24 protein-coding genes and 1 tRNA gene are annotated in these 20,551 nt (G+C 59.6%); 12 read left to right on the top strand and 13 right to left on the bottom strand.

What is annotated here, in order from left to right:
* Positions 1-178: 178 nt before the first annotated feature.
* The 8 genes from RRH01S_RS05755 to RRH01S_RS05720 all read left to right on the top strand — a co-directional run bounded on the left by RRH01S_RS05755 (position 179) and on the right by RRH01S_RS05720 (position 7,144).
* Positions 179-754, top strand: coding sequence for a polysaccharide biosynthesis/export family protein (locus RRH01S_RS05755; protein WP_007692743.1), 576 nt, complete (start codon positions 179-181; stop codon positions 752-754).
* A gap of 12 nt (positions 755-766) precedes the next feature.
* The gene (locus RRH01S_RS05750; RefSeq protein WP_007692745.1) at positions 767-1,912 is read left to right on the top strand and encodes a glycosyltransferase family 4 protein; all 1,146 of its coding nucleotides are present in this window, start codon (positions 767-769) and stop codon (positions 1,910-1,912) included.
* A 76-nt stretch (positions 1,913-1,988) separates the two neighbouring features.
* Positions 1,989-3,551 carry an undecaprenyl-phosphate glucose phosphotransferase gene (locus RRH01S_RS05745; RefSeq protein ID WP_007692746.1) on the top strand — a complete coding sequence of 521 codons (1,563 nt, stop codon included), beginning with the start codon at positions 1,989-1,991 and terminating at the stop codon, positions 3,549-3,551.
* Positions 3,548-4,810 (top strand): O-antigen ligase family protein, encoded by a 1,263-nt coding sequence (locus RRH01S_RS05740; protein ID WP_007692748.1) that lies wholly within the window; start codon positions 3,548-3,550, stop codon positions 4,808-4,810. Before RRH01S_RS05745 ends, RRH01S_RS05740 begins: the two co-directional genes overlap by 4 nt.
* Positions 4,807-6,012 carry a glycosyltransferase family 4 protein gene (locus tag RRH01S_RS05735; RefSeq protein ID WP_007692749.1) on the top strand — a complete coding sequence of 402 codons (1,206 nt, stop codon included), beginning with the start codon at positions 4,807-4,809 and terminating at the stop codon, positions 6,010-6,012. The genes RRH01S_RS05740 and RRH01S_RS05735 overlap by 4 nt, the downstream gene beginning before the upstream one ends.
* A gap of 94 nt (positions 6,013-6,106) precedes the next feature.
* On the top strand, positions 6,107-6,397 hold the full coding sequence (locus tag RRH01S_RS05730) for a helix-turn-helix domain-containing protein (RefSeq protein WP_012651218.1): 291 nt from the start codon (positions 6,107-6,109) through the stop codon (positions 6,395-6,397).
* 70 nt (positions 6,398-6,467) lie between these two features.
* Positions 6,468-6,713: a type II toxin-antitoxin system VapB family antitoxin gene (locus RRH01S_RS05725; RefSeq protein ID WP_007692751.1), complete on the top strand. Its 246-nt coding sequence runs from the start codon at positions 6,468-6,470 to the stop codon at positions 6,711-6,713.
* Positions 6,713-7,144, top strand: a complete 432-nt coding sequence (locus tag RRH01S_RS05720; protein ID WP_007692755.1) for a type II toxin-antitoxin system VapC family toxin — start codon at positions 6,713-6,715, stop codon at positions 7,142-7,144. The genes RRH01S_RS05725 and RRH01S_RS05720 overlap by 1 nt, the downstream gene beginning before the upstream one ends.
* A gap of 11 nt (positions 7,145-7,155) precedes the next feature.
* Here RRH01S_RS05720 and RRH01S_RS05715 read toward each other — a convergent pair whose 3' ends face one another.
* Positions 7,156-8,172, bottom strand: coding sequence for an extracellular catalytic domain type 1 short-chain-length polyhydroxyalkanoate depolymerase (locus RRH01S_RS05715; protein ID WP_007692758.1), 1,017 nt, complete (start codon positions 8,170-8,172; stop codon positions 7,156-7,158).
* Between the two features lie 223 nt (positions 8,173-8,395).
* A complete protein-coding gene (locus RRH01S_RS05710; RefSeq protein WP_042470269.1) occupies positions 8,396-8,608 on the bottom strand; it encodes a hypothetical protein in 213 nt (70 codons plus the stop codon).
* A 240-nt stretch (positions 8,609-8,848) separates the two neighbouring features.
* Between RRH01S_RS05710 and RRH01S_RS05705 the strand changes: the two genes are divergently transcribed.
* Positions 8,849-9,553: a thermonuclease family protein gene (locus RRH01S_RS05705; protein WP_007692762.1), complete on the top strand. Its 705-nt coding sequence runs from the start codon at positions 8,849-8,851 to the stop codon at positions 9,551-9,553.
* A 37-nt stretch (positions 9,554-9,590) separates the two neighbouring features.
* Here the strand turns inward: RRH01S_RS05705 and RRH01S_RS05700 are convergent.
* A tRNA-Pro gene (locus RRH01S_RS05700) sits at positions 9,591-9,667 on the bottom strand.
* A gap of 115 nt (positions 9,668-9,782) precedes the next feature.
* Entirely contained in the window at positions 9,783-10,172 is a 390-nt protein-coding gene (locus RRH01S_RS05695) for a BA14K family protein (protein WP_007692763.1), read from the bottom strand.
* A 178-nt stretch (positions 10,173-10,350) separates the two neighbouring features.
* Here RRH01S_RS05695 and RRH01S_RS05690 point away from each other — a divergent pair, with 178 nt between their 5' ends.
* Positions 10,351-10,611 (top strand): hypothetical protein, encoded by a 261-nt coding sequence (locus RRH01S_RS05690; RefSeq protein ID WP_007692766.1) that lies wholly within the window; start codon positions 10,351-10,353, stop codon positions 10,609-10,611.
* Positions 10,612-10,687: 76 nt separating this feature from the next.
* On the opposite strand, the gene RRH01S_RS05685 is transcribed toward RRH01S_RS05690, so the two are convergent.
* Together RRH01S_RS05685 and RRH01S_RS05680 are read right to left on the bottom strand one after the other, a co-directional pair.
* Complete coding sequence (locus RRH01S_RS05685) at positions 10,688-11,014, bottom strand: hypothetical protein (protein WP_007692768.1); 327 nt, start codon at positions 11,012-11,014, stop codon at positions 10,688-10,690.
* Between the two features lie 239 nt (positions 11,015-11,253).
* Positions 11,254-12,354: a porin gene (locus tag RRH01S_RS05680; RefSeq protein WP_007692770.1), complete on the bottom strand. Its 1,101-nt coding sequence runs from the start codon at positions 12,352-12,354 to the stop codon at positions 11,254-11,256.
* 354 nt (positions 12,355-12,708) lie between these two features.
* Between RRH01S_RS05680 and RRH01S_RS05675 the strand changes: the two genes are divergently transcribed.
* Positions 12,709-12,993 (top strand): hypothetical protein, encoded by a 285-nt coding sequence (locus tag RRH01S_RS05675; RefSeq protein WP_007692771.1) that lies wholly within the window; start codon positions 12,709-12,711, stop codon positions 12,991-12,993.
* Positions 12,994-13,022: 29 nt separating this feature from the next.
* Here RRH01S_RS05675 and RRH01S_RS05670 read toward each other — a convergent pair whose 3' ends face one another.
* From RRH01S_RS05670 to RRH01S_RS05645, 6 genes are all read right to left on the bottom strand, one after another.
* The gene (locus RRH01S_RS05670) at positions 13,023-13,571 is read right to left on the bottom strand and encodes a MerR family transcriptional regulator (RefSeq protein ID WP_012651214.1); all 549 of its coding nucleotides are present in this window, start codon (positions 13,569-13,571) and stop codon (positions 13,023-13,025) included.
* 227 nt (positions 13,572-13,798) lie between these two features.
* The gene (locus RRH01S_RS05665; protein WP_007692773.1) at positions 13,799-14,137 is read right to left on the bottom strand and encodes an integration host factor subunit alpha; all 339 of its coding nucleotides are present in this window, start codon (positions 14,135-14,137) and stop codon (positions 13,799-13,801) included.
* A 105-nt stretch (positions 14,138-14,242) separates the two neighbouring features.
* Positions 14,243-15,214, bottom strand: a complete 972-nt coding sequence (locus RRH01S_RS05660) for a beta-ketoacyl-ACP synthase III (RefSeq protein ID WP_007692774.1) — start codon at positions 15,212-15,214, stop codon at positions 14,243-14,245.
* A 19-nt stretch (positions 15,215-15,233) separates the two neighbouring features.
* On the bottom strand, positions 15,234-16,280 hold the full coding sequence (plsX, locus tag RRH01S_RS05655) for a phosphate acyltransferase PlsX (RefSeq protein WP_007692776.1): 1,047 nt from the start codon (positions 16,278-16,280) through the stop codon (positions 15,234-15,236).
* A 102-nt stretch (positions 16,281-16,382) separates the two neighbouring features.
* Positions 16,383-16,940 carry a YceD family protein gene (locus RRH01S_RS05650; protein WP_007692778.1) on the bottom strand — a complete coding sequence of 186 codons (558 nt, stop codon included), beginning with the start codon at positions 16,938-16,940 and terminating at the stop codon, positions 16,383-16,385.
* A gap of 9 nt (positions 16,941-16,949) precedes the next feature.
* Complete coding sequence (locus tag RRH01S_RS05645; protein ID WP_007692780.1) at positions 16,950-17,507, bottom strand: ubiquinol-cytochrome C chaperone family protein; 558 nt, start codon at positions 17,505-17,507, stop codon at positions 16,950-16,952.
* 279 nt (positions 17,508-17,786) lie between these two features.
* Between RRH01S_RS05645 and RRH01S_RS05640 the strand changes: the two genes are divergently transcribed.
* The gene (locus tag RRH01S_RS05640; RefSeq protein ID WP_007692782.1) at positions 17,787-18,296 is read left to right on the top strand and encodes an outer membrane protein assembly factor BamE; all 510 of its coding nucleotides are present in this window, start codon (positions 17,787-17,789) and stop codon (positions 18,294-18,296) included.
* Between the two features lie 72 nt (positions 18,297-18,368).
* On the opposite strand, the gene RRH01S_RS05635 is transcribed toward RRH01S_RS05640, so the two are convergent.
* Complete coding sequence (locus RRH01S_RS05635; RefSeq protein ID WP_007692784.1) at positions 18,369-20,507, bottom strand: sodium-translocating pyrophosphatase; 2,139 nt, start codon at positions 20,505-20,507, stop codon at positions 18,369-18,371.
* Positions 20,508-20,551: the final 44 nt, after the last annotated feature.

Below are 20,551 nucleotides of genomic sequence, written 5' to 3'. Positions count from 1 at the left end.
TAATATAAAGCCAAGATTAAATGTAAACGACTATAGTAACCCAAGCGTTAATAGTATTTTCGAGTATTATTTTCGACACCTCTAATGAATGACATGAATTTTTCTTCGCTCTTTACCGACCGTTAACCCTAACGGATCGATAACGACGACAGTGATTTTCCTCGTCCGTGAGCGCGAAATGTCCTTCGCAAAGCCAAAGATTGTCCTGGCACTCGGCATGGCAGCCGTGAGCGCCGCGCTCAGCGGCTGCAACACCTATCAGCCTGCGCCGAAAGCCTTCAGTGAAGCGACGATCCAGCCCTATATGCTGGATAGCGGCGATCGCCTGCGCGTGACCGTCTTCGATCAGGAAGGCCTGACCAACACCTATACGGTCGACCAGGCCGGCTACATCTCCTTCCCGCTGATCGGCCAGGTCCCTGCCCGCGGCCGCACGCTGCAGCAGCTTTCCGGCCAGATCGCCCAGAAACTTCGCCAGGGCTACATCCGCGACCCCGATGTCACCATCGACATCGACCGCTACCGCTCGGTCTACATCATGGGCGAAGTCGGCCAGCCCGGCCAGTATTCCTACGTCCCAGGCATGACGATCCAGAACGCCATCGCGGTTGCCGGCGGCTTCAGCAGTCGCGCCAACCAGGCCAATGCCGACGTGACCCGCAAGATCAACGGTCATGTCATGACAGGTCGGGTCGGCATCTCGGATCCGGTGCTGGCGGGCGATACGATCTATGTCCGCGAACGGCTGTTCTGACCGTTCACGATCATGACAAAACCGCTCCGCATCCTCCATTGCTTCAGGTCACCGGTCGGCGGGGTCTTCCGCCATATCCGCGATCTGGCGGAGGAACAGAGCAAGGCGGGACATCAAGTCGGCATTCTCTGCGACAGCCTGACCGGCGGGGCGCATGAGGACCGGTTGTTCGACGATGTCCAGCCCTTTCTTGCGCTTGGCGTGACGCGCCTACCGATCCGGCGTCACATCAGCCTGTCGGATATTACGACGCTCTGGAAAAGCTATAAGACAATCAAAAGTTTGCGGCCGGATGTGCTGCATGGGCATGGCGCCAAGGGCGGCCTGCTTGCACGCATCATCGGCTCAGTCTTGCGGGTGAAGAAGTATCGCGTAGCCCGCGTCTACACAGCGCATGGCGGCAGCCTGCATTTCTCGCGCACCTCGCCGCAGGGCATTCTGGTCCATAGCCTGGAGCGGCTGCTGGAATTCCTGACCGACGGGCTGATCTTCATCTGCGATTTCGAACGCCGAAGTTACGAGCACAAGATCGGCAAGCCGCGGACGCGCACCGCCCTGATTTATAACGGCATCAGCGATAGTGACTTCAGGACCGTCCCCACGCGATCGGACGCGGTCCATTTCGTCTATATCGGCATGCTGCGGGACCTCAAAGGTCCCGATCTGTTTGTGGAGGCCTTCGCCAAGACCGAACGGCGGATCGGACGCCCCCTCTCCGCGCTGATGATCGGTGACGGGCCGGACAGGGACAAATACCGGACGATGATGATCGAGCGCGGTCTCGGCCAGCGCATCGGCCTGTTGCCTGCCATGCGCGTGCAGGACGCCTTTGCCCTGTCGCAGGCCGTCGTCGTCCCCTCGCGCGCCGAAGCCATGCCCTATATCGTGCTGGAGGCGCTTGCGGCGGAGAAAACCGTGATCGCCTCGCGCGTCGGCGGTATTCCCGAAGCACTTGGTGAGGATAGCGCGGCGCTCGTGGTTCCCGACGATACAGACGATCTTTCGCGCGTGATGGCCGAGGCCATCACCGAACCGGACTGGGCTCGCCGCATCATGCCCGATATCGGCACAATCCGCTCGGCGTTTTCAGCCTCGATCATGGCAAGGGATACTGTCAACCTATATTACAATATACTTGAGCCAGGCGCCGAACGTTAGAATACAAGCGAGTGTTGTAAGCGTTTCTTAGCTCATACCTGCTAGGCGATATCCGGTAACGATCGGATGAACTGCCATGAACCCCATCGAGAAGTCCAAGCAATTTGACTTGGACCATATTCGCAAGCAGGTTTCGGAAATCCGCGCCCGCAGCGCCGAGGAAAAGGGCGGCGAGAATCTGTCCGGCGACATCAATGCCTATGCCCGCCAGATCGCCGAGCAATTTCGCGAAGGCAACCAGACACCGGCGATCATCATCGGCCAGTATCGGCTCTTCGAATTCCTGTGGCTGCTCGTCGTCGGACTTGCGGTTCTCTTCTTCCTGACAGCACCGGGCGATCATTCCTTTCTGGCGAAGACAACGGTAACGATCTCGCTCAGCACGCTCACCATCATCTTTCTGCAGGTGGCTGACGCCTATCAAATCCCGATGCTACGCCTGCCGCACCGCTTCCTGCAGCGCATCCTGCTGCCATGGGTGGCGGCGTTCGCGGTGGTCGCCATTGCCCTCGTGCCGTTCCATGTCGATGGCGTCTATTCTGTCCGCCTTCTCACCACCTGGTTTGTCGCCGGCGCGATTTTCCTTGTCGGCGCGCGCCTGATGTTCGCCTATGGCATCCGCCACTGGGCTCGCAACGGCATCATGGAGCGGCGCGCCGTCATCGTCGGCGGCGGCGAGCCGGCCAAGGAACTGATCCGCGCGCTCGAGCATCAACCCGATAACGATATCCGCATCTGCGGCATCTTCGACGATCGTGGCGAGAAGCGGTCGCCGGTGATGGTGGCCGGCTATCCGAAACTCGGCACTGTCCCCGAGCTGGTCGAATTTGCCCGGCTGACCCGGGTCGACATGCTGATCATCGCGCTGCCGATGAGCGCCGAAGACCGTATTCTGCAGCTCCTGAAGATGCTCTGGGTGCTGCCCGCCGATATCCGCCTGGCGGCGCATGCCAACAAGCTGCGCTTCCGCCCGCGCGCCTATTCGCATGTCGGCGCGGTGCCGATGCTCGACATCTTCAACAAGCCGATCCGCGATTGGGATGGCGTCGCCAAGCGCATCTTCGATGTCTTCTTCAGCCTGCTCGCGCTGTCCCTGCTCTGGCCGGTCATGCTTGCCGCAGCGATCGCGGTGAAGACGACCTCGAAGGGGCCGGTCTTCTTCATGCAGAAGCGTCACGGCTTCAACAACGAGATCATCAAGGTCCTCAAGTTCCGCTCGATGTACACGCATATGAGCGACCCGACGGCCCGCAACGCCGTCACCAAGAACGACCCCCGCGTCACGCCGGTCGGCCGCTTCATCCGCAAGACCTCGGTCGATGAGCTGCCGCAGCTCTTCAATGTGCTGCTCGGCAACCTGTCGCTCGTCGGCCCGCGTCCGCATGCCGTGCTGGCGGCGAGCCATAACCGCACCTATGCCGATGTGGTCGAGGGTTATTTCGCCCGCCATCGCGTCAAGCCCGGCGTCACCGGCTGGGCGCAGATCAACGGCTGGCGCGGCGAGATCGACAGCGACGACAAGATCAAGTTCCGCACGGCCTATGACCTCTATTACATCGAGAACTGGTCGCTGTTCTTCGATCTGAAGATCCTGTTCCTGACGCCCTTCCGTCTTCTGAACACGGAAAACGCCTATTGACCGCGATCGATCTCCCCTTCCCGCGCGTCGACCGGCCGCAGCTTGCCACGCTTCGGCTGATCGGCACGGCCTGCGTCGCCTTCGGGGTGTTCCTGTCGGGTTTCGTCATCGCCGAGCCCGCGCCCTATGAGCTGTGGCTCGCCTTTCTCATCGGCACCTGGTTCATCCTCGGGCTGAAGATCTCGCGCAGCACCGCGCCGCTGCTGGCTCTCTTCCTGGCCTTCAATGTCGGCGGCATGCTGTCGCTGACGCAGATGCGCGATCTCGGCGCCAGCGACCATCTCGACGGTCCGGTCTATATCGCCGTCTCCACCTTCCTGGCGCTGAGCGCCGTCTTCTACGCCGCGATCATCGAGGACAGCGAAAAACGGCTGAAGTTGATCTTCAACACCTGGGTCGTTGCCGCGCTGATCACGGCGAGCCTTGGCATACTCGGCTATTTCCACGCTGTCCCCGGCTTCGGGATTTTCACGCGCTACGACCGCGCCATGGGCGCATTTCAGGATCCGAACGTCTTCGGTCCCTATCTGGTGACACCGACCATCTTTCTCATGCATGGCATATTGATCGGCGATCTCAAGAAGGCGCCGATCAAGGCGCTATGCCTGATCGTCCTGGCCTTCGGCATCTTTCTCTCCTTCTCGCGTGCCGCCTGGGCGCTGTTCGCCTTTGCCTCGGTAATGCTGATCTTCTGCATGTTGCTGAAGCATCGCAGCAACGCCTTTCGGTTGCGCATCCTCGTGATGTCGCTGACGGCAATTGTTCTCATGGTCGTCGTGCTGATTGTCGCACTGCAATTCCATCAGGTCAGCGACCTGTTCTCGACGCGCACGCAGCTCGTGCAGGATTATGACGGCGGACATCTCGGCCGCTTCGAGCGGCATCGCCTCGGCTTCATGATGTCGATGGAAAGGCCGCTCGGTATCGGGCCGCTGGTGTTCTCCACCCTCTTTCGCGAGGACGAGCACAATATCTGGCTGAAGACGCTGACCACCTATGGCTGGCTCGGCTTCTTCTGCTGGGTCAGCATGATCTGCTGGACCATCTATATCGGCTTCCGCAACCTTTTGAAGGAGCGGCCCTGGCAGCCTTACGTGATGATCGCCTGGATCGTCATTCTCGGCCATGTGGGTATCGGCAACGTCATCGATACCGACCATTGGCGCCATCTCTACATGCTGATCGGTATCGTCTGGGGCTGCGGGGCGCTGGAGCAACATCATCAGCGTGGCTTGACCCGAAGGGAAGCGGCGCCGTGAACATCAATGTCGCCGTCAAACGCCTGTCGTTGCTGCAAGTCCTCGAACCGAGCGGCGGCGGCTCCGGCCGCCATTTCCTCGATCTCTGCCGCGCCATGCAGCACCGGGGCCATTCGGTGACGGCGGTCTATTCGCCGCTGCGTGCCGAAGCCGCCTTCGTCGCCGAACTGGAGGGCATGGGCCTCGACAGCGTCATTCCGCTCGCCATGCGGCGCGCGCCGGGGCCGTGGGATCTCACCGCGTGGTGGAACATTCGCCGGATCGCTGCGCGGTATGGGCCATTCCACCTGATCCATGGCCACAGCTCCAAGGCGGGCGCGCTGACACGGTTGCGACTGCCGGGGCCGCATGTCCCGGTCATCTACACACCGCACGCCTTTCGGACTATGGACCCGACACTCGACTCCAAAGGCCGGACGATCTATGGCGGCATCGAGCGTCTGCTCGGCAGCCGGCTGTCCGACCGCCTGATCTGCGTGTCCCGCGATGAATATGATCACGCGCGGTCGCTGGGTATTCCGGAGGCCCGCCTGCGCATCGTCGTCAATGGCGTCAGTGCGCCGCCATCAGGGCAACGCGCCGCCATCCGCGTACGCTACGGCATACCGCAGGACGCCCTGCTCTTCGGTTTCGTCGGTCGACTGACGCGGCAGAAGGCACCGGAACGGCTTATTCAGGCTTTTGCCCGTATCGCTAAGGAATTGCCTCGGGCGCATCTGCTGATGATCGGGGTCGGCGAACTGGCCGACACGGTCAAGGACATGATCAAGGCCGCCGGCCTTGAGGACCGCGCCCATCTTGACGATGCGATCCCCGGCGCTGCCGCCATCGACGCCTTCGACGTCGTCGTCATGCCCAGCCGCTACGAGGCCATGTCCTATGTCATGCTGGAGGCCGCAGCCGGCGGCAAGCCGTTGCTTTTGAGCGATGTCGGCGGAGCGCGCACGGTGATTGAGCCCGGCCGTAACGGCTATATCATTGCCAATAGCGACGACCCTTCAGAACTGGCGATGACGATGCGGCGTTTTGCCGACCCGAAATTGCTGCGGAACTTCACCGCCGAGGCCCGCCAGCGCAAGGATGGCTATACGCTCGCCGGCATGGCCGACGCGACGGAGGAAATCTATTTCGAACTGCTCGGCTACCGCGCTCCTGCGCCGCTGAGGAGACCGGAAAGAATCATGTTGCGCAGCGCCTCCTGAAGGATGCTCGAAAATCGCCATCCCATTTCAGTTTGAAGGTGAATTCCATTCGAAATCAGTTCCGATTTTCGAGGTTTTGCGCTAAATTTCAATCATGATCACATCAGCGCAACTCCGCGGCGCACGCGCCATGCTCGGCCTCACATCGGAGGCGCTTGCGGCCGAAAGCAAGCTGCCCCTGGCAACGATCAAAACGCTGGAAACGGATGTCAGTTCGGCGGACGCCAAGTCGCTTGTCGCCGTGCGCTCGGTTCTCGAAGCTCATGGCGTCCTGTTCCTTGCCAATGGCAGCGACGGAAACGGCGGCGCCGGCATCCGCTTCAAGCACTGGGCGGAGGATGGCGGCACCCGGCCAGAAAACCTGAATGCCACCAACGACGATTGATATCCGGAACATTGCCACGCAAGTGAATATTCGTTAAAATATATTCGAATATTCATTCTGGGATATGCAGATGCCCCTCTATATAAGAGACGACGATATCGACGCACTCGCAGTTGAACTGCAGACGTTGAGCAAGGCTCGCACCAAGACTGAAGCGGTACGTTCCGCGCTTCGTCATGAAATCGATCGGCTGCGAGACGCCGTACCGCTTCGCGATCGTATTGCCAAGATTCAGGCGGAAGCTACGAAACTCAGCCTGCCCAATCCAGATTTCGACTTCAAGGCATTTACGGATGAAATGTGGGACGACGTCTGATGTTCATAGACGCATCGGTCATTGTCGCAATCCTCAACCAGGAACCCGGCTGGCAGGAGCTCGCTAAAAGGCTCGCGCATGTCGAAAATGCCTGTGCAGTGTCTCCGCTCGTCCGTTTCGAAGCGATGCTGGGCATTGCGCGGGCTGCCGTTCACAAGCGCAGCGGGCCGGGTACGAAACCAGACCCTATGATTTTGCAGGAGTCTCGCAAGCTGGTGGATGACTTAATTGCTGAAATTGGTGCAACAGAAATTGCCATCACGAACACCGTTGGCAACGGAGCGATGGACGCAGCTGCGATGTACGGAAAAGCAATCGGCCATCCGGCCGATCTCAATTTTGGTGACTGTTTCGCGTATGCTTGCGCAAAAGCGTGCGGAAGCGGCCTTCTATATAAAGGCGACGATTTTGCGCAGACTGATCTAGCTTGATCGTCTAGGCGCTACGCCAGCTTCCAGCTTTGAACGAGCTGCTCCGGCGCCGAGATGGCGGCCGGCAGGATGAAGCGCTCGGTATCATTAGCCGGCTCCTTGCCCGCGACGATGGATCGAGCCGGCAGGCCGTGGCCGAAATCATTGAGTGTTACCAGTTCCACCACCACGTCGCCGTGCTCGCCTCGCCATTCGCGCCGCTCGCCGCCTTCGAACAGGCGCAACCGGCCTTTCGTTTGCGGACGTTCATGCACCGCCAGCCACTGCGCCACCGATGCCTCCGCATTGGCATATGAGACGGTGCCGTCGTCAGATCCATGCCAGATGGAGACCGACGGGAACCGAACGGCATCCGGCGAGACTTCGCGGACAAGTTCGGCCCATTTTTCGGCCGGACGCGCCGAGCCTCTTCTCATCACATCCAGCGCCGACATAGCATCGCGTGCCGCACCAAAAGGCAGGCCACTGATGATGGCACCGGCAGCAAACAAGTCCGGATAGGTGGCAAGCAGCGCCGACGCCATCGCGCCACCGGCCGAAAGGCCCATGACGAAAATCCTGTTGTCGTCGATCTTGTGCAGCCGGCGGCTGAAATCGATCATCTCGCGGATCGAACCCAGTTCGCCGCGATCGCGCGTGACCGAACTCGGGCGGAACCAGTTGAAACAGAGATTGGGATTGTTGAACGACTTCTGCTCGGCATAAAGAACAGCGAAGCCATGCTTGCGCGCCAAGGCTGTCCAGCCGCTGGCACGATCGAAATCCTCGGCATTCTGCTGACAGCCATGCAGGACGACGACAAGCGGCATCGGCCCCTCGACGCCCGGCGGCACATATTCGAGCATGCGTAGGTCACCCGGATTGCGCCCGAACCACAGGACCTCCGTCAGGCTCTGCGGCACGAGCTGCGTGGATACGCGCTGACGTGCCGGCTGCGAGCGCGGCCGCGTTACGGGGAACTTGAGCTGTGGCAACTCGACGGAATCGACGAGCAAACGGCGCAGCCGGCTCGGAACCTTGAAATTCATCCTAGACCTTTCAAATTATCCGCACCCACCGTTGTTGATCTTGTTTGGCGGGCGGCGACCGCACTCCGTCCCCAAGGGGTCGGCATCGAGCAATGCGACTCTATTTGTGCGATGCAGCAAATATAGGGCGGCAAATGAGATTCGAATAGGCACAATGCATCATTGCAGCTATGTGAAATCCGCTTAAATCGATTAGATAGTTATCGCTAAAATGACGAAAATGTCAGAGATAGGCTCGAGCAAGCGCGACAAGCTTCGCGTCTTCCTTCACGCCCTGGCGATAAAGTTGGATGATCAGCGCGCCGAGACGCTCAGCTTCCGGGCCGCGATGATCGATGCCGCGATCCTTGCAGACGATATCCAGCACCTTCTCCAGACGATCCAGATCGTCCGAAAACAGGGGTAGATCCCGGGGATGGATTGAGGTTTCCAACATCTGCGCTGCCTCGTCCGTCGGGCGGAAGCACGCTAATACATTCGCCGGAGCCCGCTTTATAACCGGCATATCCACGCTAACTATGCGCCCTGCCCGGGGGCTTGGCAAGGAAGGTTTTATCGCATTACCCCCTGACGACCGCGCATTGTAATTTGCAAATGCCTGATACCAACAAACGAAAAGCCAACGGATCGGTAAGAAATCACGGCGATAATCCCCCCGCAATTGAGGGATGACACCATGGCAAAAGCGAAACGACGCACGCGGCGAAAGCCACAGTCCAAAGCGGGCAATTCGATGTGGCTATGGGGCGTGGTTGGCCTCGCCGCAGTAGCCGGCATCTTCGCCTATGAGCACCGCCGGGAAATGCCGACACTTCTGGCCAATGCCGGCGCCACAGGCGCCCGGCATGTATCGCAGGTGACAGAGGCAGTACAGGCCGCGCCGACGCCGGCTGTAAGACCGAAGGTCAGGACGGCTGTCGTCGTTCCGGAACGCCCGGACACGACAATGCCGGTTCCGCCCAACGCCATTCCCGTATCCTTGCCAATGGAACGCGCGGCTCCAGTGCTGGCCACCGCTCCTGTCCACGAAAACGGCGGCCGATTCGGCCTATGTGGCAGCGCGACTGGCGCCAACTGTGTCGTCGACGGCAGCACCTTCTGGCAAAATGGGGTCAGGATCCGTCTGGCGGATATCGATGTGCCTGACATCGCCCCCTCCCACTGCGCCGGTGAACAACAAAAGGGCACCGCCGCGAAGCTGCGCCTGCAGGCGCTTCTCAACGACGGCACGTTCGCACTCTCCGGCAGTGCCCGCGGCGAGGATCAACATGGCGGCAAATTCCGCATCGCCATGCGCGCCGGCCGCTCCATCGGCGATCAGCTGGTGTCCGAAGGGCTCGCACGCCGCTGGACAGGACAGACGCCATCCTGGTGCAGCTAAATCAGTGAAAATTTGATTGGGAGTTCAAGGAGATAAATGGTCGGGGCGACAGGATTTGAACCTGCGACCCCTTGACCCCCAGTCAAGTGCGCTACCGGGCTGCGCTACGCCCCGACCTGCCTAAAAAGGCCTGATTGCATTAGTCTGTCGGGCATGGCAGCGCAAGAGGTAAAATCGCAGCTCGGTAGAAAAATGGCGTGCAGAGCGAGAAAAATCCTCGCTCTCTTACTCACCTGCATTGTCGGCGTGGCCCATGGTTCGGCTGGTAAGTGTTGTCCGACGCCCGGTAGGATTGGTAGCGGCTGGCGCAGGCTCGTGCGTGACCGTCGTAGCGTTCCGCGTGCTGCCTGTAGAACAGCGTGCCGGTCACGAATGACTTGAAAAGCACGCCGCTATCCGAGTCGTCGTCGTAATAGCTGTCGGAGCCGTGGCGTTTGTGGCCACCGCGCCAATGGTTGTGGCTATGCCAGTGCCCATGGCCGCGAACCTGGATGATATCGGACCCTTGCTCCGGCGCCGAAAGCGCGGGCATGGTGATGGCGCTGGCGGGCAAGACCGCGCTTGCGGCCAGCAATAGGCCGAGACCGGCGACAGCCATGGATCTGGTGATCACGCGCATGTGTAGCTCCCTTCAAGTCCAACAGCGGTAGATCCAAGCACATCTGCGTGAAAAACCTTGCCGCCGACCACTCCGACATTACCTCTATATAGTGGGTTCGAGCCACACTCACAGATGCCTTTCCGTCTTTCTTCCCGACGGATTGTCATTGAATAAGAAGTAATTGGAAAGTTACGCGATGAAGCCGCTGATTGCCCTTCTGCTATGCGCGCCGCTGCTTGCCGCATGCACAACGACCGAACAATCCCTGCAGCCGATCCCCGGCAGCATTACCTATCGCGGCCAGCCGGAGATGAAGCTGACGCAATCGCCTCCGGGCACGCGCCTGCCACATCATTTCACCAATCAATGGGGTGAAGATGTCTATGAGACCTACATCATCCAGCCGGATCACAGCCTGAAGCTGGTCAGCCGCCAAGTGATGACGCGGCCGCTATAGGCCCTAGAATACGTTTGCAAACAGAAACTCCGCCGACGCTGCGCCGGCGGAGTTTCTGTATTCTGTCGTGTCCGGCTTACCAGCAACGATAGCAGCGGCGGTAATAGGGCCGGCCATAATAGCCGCGATGATGATTGTCGCTGACCGCAGCGCCGACAAGGACGCCGCCGATGACGCCGGCGGCAATGCCCGCAGCAGCTTGATTTTCGGCTTGCTGCGCCTGCGAGCGATTGGCCTGATAGGTGGCACCGACACAGCGGCTGTAGCGCTGCGTGCCCGGACGCAAGCCCTGAGACTGGCAGGTCATTTCAGCGCTGGTGGCGGATTGCTCCGGCGTCTGGCAGCTCGTCAAAATAGTCGATATGGCGAAAAGACCGAGCGCCATGGTAGCTCGTATACGCATATTACCTCTCCAACAATTTAAAGTGTTATCCCTGGAGAAGGAAATACAGCCAAAGGTAATTTGACGCAAGCCTCACATTACCAATTAGTTAACAAGAAAGCACCGTGAACTTGATCCACTTTCCCGCGCCGACGGGCACTCTTTCGCTCAAGAATGCCGTCAAGGCGGCGCCAAAATGAAGGGTCCGGCACGACTGCCGACCCCCCTCTGTCATTTCTCGAATGATCAGCCGAAACCGATCAGAAATTCCGCTCGAAACGCAGAATGCCGGCAACGGTGTCATCGTTGATGAAATCATAATGCATGTAGGTCAGTTCCGGCTCGATGAGCAGATCCTTGACCGGGTTGAACTTCAGGTTCGTCGTTGCTTCGAAGATCTTCGAGTCGGTATAGGCAAGCTGCAGGTTCCACTTCAGCTTGTCGTTGACCGGTACGCCAACGCCGCCCCAGACGGCCCAATCTCCCCAGCCGCACTTTGCCCCATGGACGACGCCATCGGAGGTCGTGCAGGCCGATTCATCCTGATAGGAGCCGGCATACTGGTTGAGCTTTTTGCCATCCGTGTTCCAGCCGCCCATCAGGAAAGCTTCCACGCCGCCGAACTTGGCGTCGACGCGAGCCTTGATGGCGCCTTCTTCGACGATGGAGTCATACCCGCCGACGACCTTGAAGCCGAGCGTGTCGGTCGTATACCCCAGACCGGCAACGACGTTGGGCGCATATTGATCGGCCTTTGAGGTAACCCAGGCGCCGCCGTAGCTGTCCGAGTCAGACCCCGAATTGCTGTCTTCTAGCGAGATGACGGCGGAGAAACCGGAGCCGGTATCATATTTGTAGGTCAACTGGTTGAGTTCGTACGGGCCATCATAGATCGCATCATCGTTGATGACGTCGCCAGCATAGCCCGTATAGAGATTATACTGCGAGTCGAGCTTGCCGACGGTGAAGCCGGCAAGGCTGATATTGGCAAACAGCAGCTTATCGGCTGTGGCACCCCCATCGTTCCATTCCCAGCGCAGGATCATGTTGGTCTTCAGCGGACCATATTCCGTGTCCGTCGCCGTATCGACATTGAGCTCGACGCGCTCATGCCAGAGCGTACCGACCTTGTTCGTCGGATTGTAGGCGTCGTACCACTCACCCTCGGTGCGAACCTTGCCACCGATCTTCAGGCAGGTCTCGGTGCCTGGAATGAAGAAATAGCCGGTGCCGTAGGCATCGCAGATGCGGACATATTCCAGAGGCTCGGGTTCGGCCGCAACGATGGCATCGGCCGCATGGGCGCCGCTCACCGTTGCCAGCGCGGCAGCGGAGCCGAGAAGAAGGCTCTTGATGTTCATGGTGTCTCCATTCGAATATCCATCAGGGGATGGAGTCCGCGGTAGACAACTTCACACCGCCCCATAGCCTGATTTGGCATCTCCCCATGACGGGGCGAAGCAATAACGCTTCGTTAGCAAAATTGAACCCGGTGCAGAGAGCTTGCAAGCCAATAAACATAGCAAGCTAATTGTCATATTGGCATGGATCGTCGTTCGTGACAAAAATATCACGCCCTTGATCCGGCAGGGCGGCGCTCACGCTGGGCCAGCGGTATTGAAGGGCGGCGATAAATAAATACAATCGCCTGCCGGGTTCAGGAGGCGGTCGCCATCAAACGCGATGCCAGTGAGGTATGATTCGGAGGAAAAATTATGGCTTTCAAAATCTTAAGCGTATGCCTGCTCGCCGTCGGCATGGGCACGACGGCAATGGCCGCGTCCAGTGACCACGGGGGCGGCGATCGAGGCGGCTGGGGAGATAGCCCTGGTGCCGAAGACAACAACAACTATCGCAGTACCATCATCGACAGAAGCGACACCGCCGGTAGGGACGAAAAAGATCCGAATGCCTGCTGGACGCTGCCACGCTCTGCCGACGGCAAATCCATTGTCGCGCCGAGCCAGGCTAATCCCATCGTTCCGCGCAAGTGCAATTGACCAGGTAGTTTTGAAGCAGAAGGCCTCGCCTACCGCACCTGGTCGAGCAACCGCTTGCATTCCAGCAAGTCGTAGAGCGTTTCCTGCAGCAGCGCCCTGTCTTCCTTGCCGACGCTCGACTTGCCGAGGGAAACATCCGGCACGTCGTCTTCGCCGCTGACGAAGTTGAAGAAGCGGCGACTGATCGGCGCCTTGGCGCGTCCGACGATCTGATCCTCGTCGGGATGGCCGGATCCAACACGCGGCTCGGCCGGGGCCGGTTCCTGCGCGGCGGCGGCAAGCGCCTCGACACTGGCGAGGTCGCCATGGCCGACGGCGATGACGAATTTATTGCCGTTGGTTTTCAGGAGTTTCTGGACGCCCTTGATCGTATAGCCGTGATCATAGAGCAGATGGCGGATGCCGTTCAGCAGATCGACGTCCTCGGGCCTGTAATAGCGCCGGCCGCCGCCTCGCTTCATCGGCTTGATCTGCGGGAAACGGGTTTCCCAGAAACGCAGGACATGCTGCGGCAGATCAAGGTCTTCCGCGACTTCGCTGATCGTGCGAAATGCATCCGGGCTCTTGTCCATCGTCATACTCCCACAGCATGTTTCTGACGCCACGCGGGCCAGACCATGCAAAACCGGATATCCGCACCGCGGCTCGTCGCGATACGACTCACCATATTTCAACGGTTTGCCGGGAGAAATTCAAGTCATCTCTTCGGCTGTTTCACAAGCAAGCCGAAAAACAACCAAGAAAGGCCGGGAAAACGGCGGGACCGCACGAGTGCCAGGTCACGCCGACAGCAGTTTTCAATGGATCAGGAAGCAGGATTTGCCGGCCGCGCCTTCGCCTTGCGGCTGGCATGGGCCTTCAGGATACGTGTCTTCAGGACGTTGGACGCCTTGAAGGTCATGACGCGACGCGGGGAGATCGGTACCTCTTCGCCGGTCTTCGGATTTCGACCGATACGCTCATTCTTGTCGCGCACCTGAAATGTCGCGAAGGAAGAGAGTTTCACAGTTTCGCCACGCACGATGGCGTTGCAAATCTCATCGATCACCGTCTCGACGAGTTCCGCAGATTCGGTCCGGGAGAGGCCAACTTTCCGGAATACCGACTCCGCCAAGTCTGCGCGCGTCACTGTCTTGCCCGTCATGGTTCCCCGCCCAAATTGCTGCGTATTATTATCCAAGTCGCAAGAGTATTGCCCTTGCGCCAAACGGTCAAGCTCTTGTTCGGAATCGGGTTTTAGAGACTTGGCCTACCAGCGCAGCAGAACCGCGCCCCAAGTGAAACCGCCGCCCATGGCTTCCAGCATCACCAGATCGCCCCGCTTGATTCGGCCGTCGCCGGCAGCAACCGCGAGCGCCAACGGGATCGACGCGGCAGATGTATTGCCGTGAAGATCCACCGTCACCACAACCTTTTCGGGAGCAATTCCGAGCTTCTTAGCCGAGCCGTCGATGATACGGCGATTGGCCTGGTGCGGCACCAGCCAGTCGAGATCATCGGCCGTGACGTCGGCTGCCTTGAACGTCGCTTCGATGACATCGGTAATCATGCCGACGGCATGCTTGAACACTTCTCGGCCGGCCATATGCAGCACGCCGACCGTTCCCGTCGAGGAAGGTCCGCCATCGACATAAAGCTTGTCCTTGTGTGCACCATCGGAGCGCAGGCTTGCCGTCAGCACGCCGCGATCGGTATTGGCGCCCGTCCCCTCGCCTGCTTCGAGAATCAACGCGCCAGCGCCGTCGCCGAAGAGAACGCAGGTCGTGCGATCGGTCCAGTCGAGGATACGGGAGAATGTCTCGGCGCCGATGACGAGCACGCGCTTGGCAACGCCACCGCGAATATAGGCGTCGGCGGTGGTCACGGCGTAGACGAAGCCTGAGCAGACGGCCTGAACATCGAAGGCGAAGCCATGATGCATGCCGAGCCGGTTCTGGATATTCACCGCGGTGGCGGGAAAAGTGTTATCCGGCGTCGAGGTGGCGACGATGATCATGTCGAGATCGTCAGCCGTCAATCCGGCATTAGCAAGAGCTGCCCGTGCCGCCTGCTCGCCGAGCGAGGCCGTGGTTTCACCTTCGCCGGCGATGTAGCGCTGACGAATACCGGTGCGTTGGACGATCCAGTCATCACTGGTGTCTACGACTTGCTCCATATCGCGATTCGTCATGACACGCTTAGGCAGCGCCGCCCCGAATCCGCGAACAACTGAACGGATCATTCCTATTATACCCCGTCACTCATGCCGCTTCAGGCCCAATCGGCGGCTGCCGCTTGGCATGATATCTTTTCAGATCATTTTCTATTTTTTGTGTCAGGCCGTTCTTGGCCATGTCGTAGCCGACATCGATGGCAGCCGCAAAGGCCTCGGCACTGGCGCCACCATGGCTCTTGATGACGATGCCGTTGAGGCCAAGGAAAACGCCGCCATTGACCTTGCTGGGGTCGAGCTTCTCGCGCAGCAGGTCGAAAGCGCCCTTGGCGAAGAGATAGCCGATACGGGCAAGCAGCGTGCGCGTCATCGCCGAGCGCAGATAAGCGCCGATCTGCTTTGCCGTGCCCTCGGCGGCCTTCAGTGCGATATTGCCGGAAAAACCTTCCGTCACCACCACATCGACCGTACCCTTGCCGATATCGTCGCCTTCGACGAACCCGGAATATTCGAGCGATTCAAGGTTGGCTTCGCGGATCAGGCGGCCGGCTTCCTTGACGTCTTCCTGGCCCTTGATTTCCTCGACGCCGACATTCAGCAGGCCGATGGTCGGACGTTCGATCTCGAAGAGGGCGCGGGCCATCGCCCCGCCCATCAATGCGAAATCGAGCAATTGCTGCGAATCGGCGCCGATCGTCGCGCCGACGTCGAGCACGATGCTTTCGCCCCTGAGCGTCGGCCAGATCGCGGCGATCGCCGGACGTTCGATGTTGGCCATGGTGCGCAGGCAGAACTTTGCCATCGCCATCAGCGCGCCGGTATTACCGGCGGACACGACGACATCGGCCTCGCCCAGCTTCACCGCCTCGATCGAGCGCCACATGCTGGAGACATAGCGGCCACGGCGCAGCGCCTGGCTCGGCTTCTCATCCATGCTGATAGAAACATCGCATTCGTGAAAGACGGATTTTTCACGAAGCTTCGCGTATTTCCCGAGGATCGGTTCGCAACGATCCTTCATACCGTACATGATGAAGGTAATGTCGGGATGCCTCTCCAGCGCCTTGGCCGCGCCAGGAATAACAACCTCAGGGCCGAAGTCGCCACCCATTAGGTCAAGAGAAATTCTGATCACGCGTCCCTAGTCCTTCTTGTCCGCCGGGCCCGGCGGAATTGGCGTCAAAATACCGGTTTCTCCCCGCGTTACAACTGAATTGTGTTCAATTGCCAGGGGTGTCTATTCCTTTTTCCAGTCTTTCAGGACAGCGAATGGCGAGGGTTTCTTGTCATCTTCGCCTGTATCTTCGATGTGGTCTTCAAACGCGATACCGGGCTTGCGCGGGTACGGATCGATGGCAAGCGCGGCGAATTCCGCGACGGCGGCGCCGGCATCGATCGTATCGCCGGTGAAAGTTTCCGGAAGGTCCGCACCATCCGGATCGAGCACCATTTCTCCGGCATCCACAGACGGCATCCGCGCCAGTTTCGACCCCTCGGGGACGAAGATCTGCTCGAATTCCTCATTGATATCCGATTCGACCGGCTCGAGCGTGACAACGCAGGCCTGAACGATCTTTGCGCGCACATTGCCCTTGAGGCGAACCCCATCGCGCTTCCATCGGGCGATCTTCAGATCCGCCTCGAGTGTCGGCACGGAGAGCACATTCCAAAGCTTGGCGAGACCGGCAAGCTCCCGGTCGTCGGCTTTGAGACGAACCTCCACCGGATTGGCGGAGATATGGCCGACTTTTACCGGATAGGAAAAGGGCGTTTCGTCGGAGTTCGGTTTCTTCATTTTTGTCTCCTAGGCTACGTCTTTGTCGATCCCGCCAGGCTGCGGGAGGATTGCCGAACCGGTGGCAATCTCGGCTTCCGCCACGCTTGCCAGATGCGTTTCGGCCATCGTCATCCAGTCCGCCAGACCAAGCATCGAGGGGGCCTCTTCGCCTGCCGTGGGGTAGATATTGCGCCGAAGCGCTGCGGCCAGTGCATCGCGATCATTACCGTCCATGGCGGCCGCATAGCTTTCGAGCCGCCCGTAGAACATGCCCGCCAGTTTCTTCATCCGCTTCGGCACGCTGTTGTCACCTATACCAAGTTCGCGGATGGAATAATCGATATCCTCGAAAAAGGCATCGATAATTTCCTGCGCAAGCTCCTGGCCGCTGGTCGCGGACGAACGCGTCCGGCGAAAAAACAGGATCATCACCGCCGAAAGCAGCTCAAAACGCCCCATGACCGTATCCGGCACGTCATAGTCGGTATAGAAAACCGGCTGGCGCGCCATTGCGGTCAGAACGTCATATTGTCTGACGACGATGATCTGATTGTGATTTCTTTTGCGGAACAGCCCAAAAATCATGAAAATTCCCGGAATTGGCCATTCAGAGCGCCGTGTCGCGCTTGGCCTTGTTGCATCCACTTGAAAGCTGGTTTACCGAAGCAGGCGCGAATTGCAATGCCGTTTGTGCCCGCTTCAAGGCCCCGCCCCGACCCATCGTCGCACAGTGCATGATTGGTGATGAAGAGTGCCGAACAACATCGCTAATGCCTTACCCAATCGCGGAAAGGCCACAATGATGTGCACAGCAAGATCTTATTGGCCACCCGGCCATCGGTTTGATTCATTAGGGGAGATGGGATGTCGTTGAAGAAACGGTATTTCAAGTCTGACAGAACTTTCATCAGCAGTGCCGCCATCGCCCTGGTGATCGGGACCGCGGGGCTTACGAGTTGCAAGACCACAGAGGTCATGAACAACGGCTACATCTTCGATCAGCAATCGCTCAATCTCGTGCCCGTCGGCTCGAGCCGCGAGCAAGTGCTGCTTTCGCTCGGTACGCCATCGACGACAGCGACCTTCGACGGCGAAGTCTTCTATTACATATCCCAGAAGCGCACCCGCGCCGCGGCCTTCATGAAGCCGAAGCTGGTCGACCAGAACATTCTGGCGATCTACTTCGACAAGGATGGCATCGTGAAGCAGGAAGCCAACTACACGCTGAAGGACGGCAGGGTCTTCGACATGATCAGCCGTACGACGCCGACCGGCGGCCGCGACATCACCTTCCTGCAACAGATCCTGCAGGGTGGCGGCAGCGGTATCAACGGCGCGAGGAACTTCCTCAACAACCTCAATCCGGGTCAATAAGCCGGATAGACCGCATAAAAAAACCCGCGAGGCGCGAGCCCCGCGGGTTTTTCATTGGTTGCGCCTTCGCCCTTATCCCGCAAGAACGGCAAGCAGCAGCAGCGCGACGATATTGGTGATCTTGATCGCTGGATTGACCGCCGGGCCAGCCGTATCCTTGTAGGGATCGCCGACAGTATCGCCGGTCACGGACGCCTTGTGCGCCTCTGAGCCCTTCATGTGGCGCGTGCCGTCCTTGTCGACAAAGCCGTCTTCGAAGCTCTTCTTAGCATTGTCCCAGGCACCGCCGCCCGACGTCATGGAAATGGCGACGAACAGGCCGTTGATGATGACCCCCAGCAATGAAGCTCCCAGTGCCGCGAAGGCCGAAGCCTTGGAGCCGGAGATCAGAAGCACGCCGAAATAGACGACGATCGGCGCCAGCACCGGCAGCAGCGACGGGACGATCATCTCGCGGATGGCCGCCTTGGTCAGAAGGTCGACGGCGCGGCCGTAGTCTGGACGCTCCGTGCCCAGCATGATGCCCGGCTTCTCGCGAAACTGCCTGCGCACCTCCTCGACGATCGCGCCCGCCGCACGGCCGACGGCCGTCATGGCGATGCCGCCGAAGAGATAGGGGATCAGGCCGCCGAACAGCAGCCCGGCGACGACGTAGGGGTTGGAGAGATCGAAGGAGATCGGCCCCACATCGGCAAAATAGGGGAACTGATCGCCGTGCGCTGCGAAATACTTCAAGTCGTTCGAATAGGCGGCAAACAGCACCAGCGCGCCGAGACCGGCCGAGCCGATGGCGTAGCCTTTCGTGACCGCCTTGGTGGTGTTGCCGACAGCATCCAGCGCATCGGTCGATTTGCGCACTTCCGGCGGCAGATGCGACATCTCAGCGATGCCGCCGGCATTGTCGGTGACCGGGCCGAAGGCATCGAGTGCCACGATCATGCCGGCAAGGCCGAGCATGGCGGTGACCGCAATGCCGGTGCCGAACAGGCCGCCGAGCTGGTAGGTGGCGAGAATGCCGCCGACGATGACGATTGCCGGCAGCGCCGTCGATTCGAGCGAGACGGCCAGACCCTGGATGACGTTGGTGCCGTGACCGGTGACCGACGCCTGGGCGATGGAATTGACCGGCCGCTTGTTGGTGCCGGTGTAGTATTCGGTGATCACGACGATCAGCGCCGTGACGATCAGCCCGACGATACCGCAAAGGAACAGGTTCTTTCCGGTGATATCGAAACCTGCGACAGTGCCAATCGAACCCCAGCCGATGGTCAGCGAGGTGGCCACGCCGAGACCGATGATCGACAGCAGACCGGTGGCGATCAGCCCTTTGTAGAGCGCCCCCATGATCGAACCATTGGTGCCGAGCTTGACGAAGAAGGTGCCGATGATCGAGGTGATGATGCAGGTGCCGCAGATCGCCAGGGGATAGACCATGGCAGATGCGAGGACCGGCGTGCCGGCGAAGAAGATCGCGGCGAGAACCATGGTGGCGACGACGGAGACCGCATAGGTTTCGAACAGGTCGGCGGCCATGCCGGCGCAATCACCGACGTTATCGCCGACATTGTCGGCAATGGTCGCGGGATTGCGCGGATCGTCTTCGGGAATGCCGGCTTCCACCTTGCCGACGAGGTCGCCGCCGACGTCGGCACCCTTGGTGAAAATGCCGCCGCCGAGACGGGCGAAGATCGAAATCAGCGATGCGCCGAAACCGAGCGACACCAGCGCATCGATGACATCGCGCGAGCCCGGCTCATGGCCAAGCACGATGGTCAGCACGTAGAAATAGATGGAAACGCCGAGCAATGCGAGGCCAGCGACCAGCATGCCGGTGATGGCGCCCGACTTGAAGGCGATATCAAGACCGGCCGACAGGCTATGCGACGAGGCCTGCGCGGTGCGAACATTGGCCCGCACGGAAACATGCATACCAATGAAACCGGCAGCGCCCGACAGGACCGCACCGATCAGAAAACCAAAAGCGGCTTCGGCCGATAGCAAAAGCCAGGCCGCGATGAAAACGATGACGCCGACAACGGCGATAGTCATATATTGGCGCGCTAGATAGGCTTGCGCACCTTCTCGAATATAACCCGCAATTTCCTGCATGCGTGCATTTCCCTGGTCGGCGGCAAGCACCGACCGGGTTGTCCAGATGGCATAAACCACCGAGAGCAATCCGCACGCGATAACACCTAGAAGAATCGACATTTCGCTTTTTCCCTCCAAAAAAGCCGGCGGGTCACTCCTCCTCC

The organism is Rhizobium rhizogenes NBRC 13257 (assembly GCF_000696095.1).
In the GTDB taxonomy this organism is placed as follows: domain Bacteria; phylum Pseudomonadota; class Alphaproteobacteria; order Rhizobiales; family Rhizobiaceae; genus Rhizobium; species Rhizobium rhizogenes.
The sequence above is the reverse complement of the archived record's forward strand: the minus strand, read 5'-3'. Positions and strand labels throughout refer to the sequence as shown.

Coding starts and splice junctions, on each gene's coding strand:
- RRH01S_RS05755 (WP_007692743.1), top strand. CDS start 179: ATGTCCTTCGCAAAGCCAAAGATTGTCCTGGCACTCGGCATGGCAGCC.
- RRH01S_RS05750 (WP_007692745.1), top strand. CDS start 767: ATGACAAAACCGCTCCGCATCCTCCATTGCTTCAGGTCACCGGTCGGC.
- RRH01S_RS05745 (WP_007692746.1), top strand. CDS start 1,989: ATGAACCCCATCGAGAAGTCCAAGCAATTTGACTTGGACCATATTCGC.
- RRH01S_RS05730 (WP_012651218.1), top strand. CDS start 6,107: ATGATCACATCAGCGCAACTCCGCGGCGCACGCGCCATGCTCGGCCTC.
- RRH01S_RS05725 (WP_007692751.1), top strand. CDS start 6,468: ATGCCCCTCTATATAAGAGACGACGATATCGACGCACTCGCAGTTGAA.
- RRH01S_RS05720 (WP_007692755.1), top strand. CDS start 6,713: ATGTTCATAGACGCATCGGTCATTGTCGCAATCCTCAACCAGGAACCC.
- RRH01S_RS05715 (WP_007692758.1), bottom strand. CDS start 8,172: ATGAATTTCAAGGTTCCGAGCCGGCTGCGCCGTTTGCTCGTCGATTCC.
- RRH01S_RS05710 (WP_042470269.1), bottom strand. CDS start 8,608: ATGTTGGAAACCTCAATCCATCCCCGGGATCTACCCCTGTTTTCGGAC.
- RRH01S_RS05705 (WP_007692762.1), top strand. CDS start 8,849: ATGGCAAAAGCGAAACGACGCACGCGGCGAAAGCCACAGTCCAAAGCG.
- RRH01S_RS05695 (WP_007692763.1), bottom strand. CDS start 10,172: ATGCGCGTGATCACCAGATCCATGGCTGTCGCCGGTCTCGGCCTATTG.
- RRH01S_RS05690 (WP_007692766.1), top strand. CDS start 10,351: ATGAAGCCGCTGATTGCCCTTCTGCTATGCGCGCCGCTGCTTGCCGCA.
- RRH01S_RS05685 (WP_007692768.1), bottom strand. CDS start 11,014: ATGCGTATACGAGCTACCATGGCGCTCGGTCTTTTCGCCATATCGACT.
- RRH01S_RS05680 (WP_007692770.1), bottom strand. CDS start 12,354: ATGAACATCAAGAGCCTTCTTCTCGGCTCCGCTGCCGCGCTGGCAACG.
- RRH01S_RS05675 (WP_007692771.1), top strand. CDS start 12,709: ATGGCTTTCAAAATCTTAAGCGTATGCCTGCTCGCCGTCGGCATGGGC.
- RRH01S_RS05670 (WP_012651214.1), bottom strand. CDS start 13,571: ATGACGATGGACAAGAGCCCGGATGCATTTCGCACGATCAGCGAAGTC.
- RRH01S_RS05665 (WP_007692773.1), bottom strand. CDS start 14,137: ATGACGGGCAAGACAGTGACGCGCGCAGACTTGGCGGAGTCGGTATTC.
- RRH01S_RS05660 (WP_007692774.1), bottom strand. CDS start 15,214: ATGATCCGTTCAGTTGTTCGCGGATTCGGGGCGGCGCTGCCTAAGCGT.
- RRH01S_RS05650 (WP_007692778.1), bottom strand. CDS start 16,940: ATGAAGAAACCGAACTCCGACGAAACGCCCTTTTCCTATCCGGTAAAA.
- RRH01S_RS05645 (WP_007692780.1), bottom strand. CDS start 17,507: ATGATTTTTGGGCTGTTCCGCAAAAGAAATCACAATCAGATCATCGTC.
- RRH01S_RS05640 (WP_007692782.1), top strand. CDS start 17,787: ATGTCGTTGAAGAAACGGTATTTCAAGTCTGACAGAACTTTCATCAGC.
- RRH01S_RS05635 (WP_007692784.1), bottom strand. CDS start 20,507: ATGTCGATTCTTCTAGGTGTTATCGCGTGCGGATTGCTCTCGGTGGTT.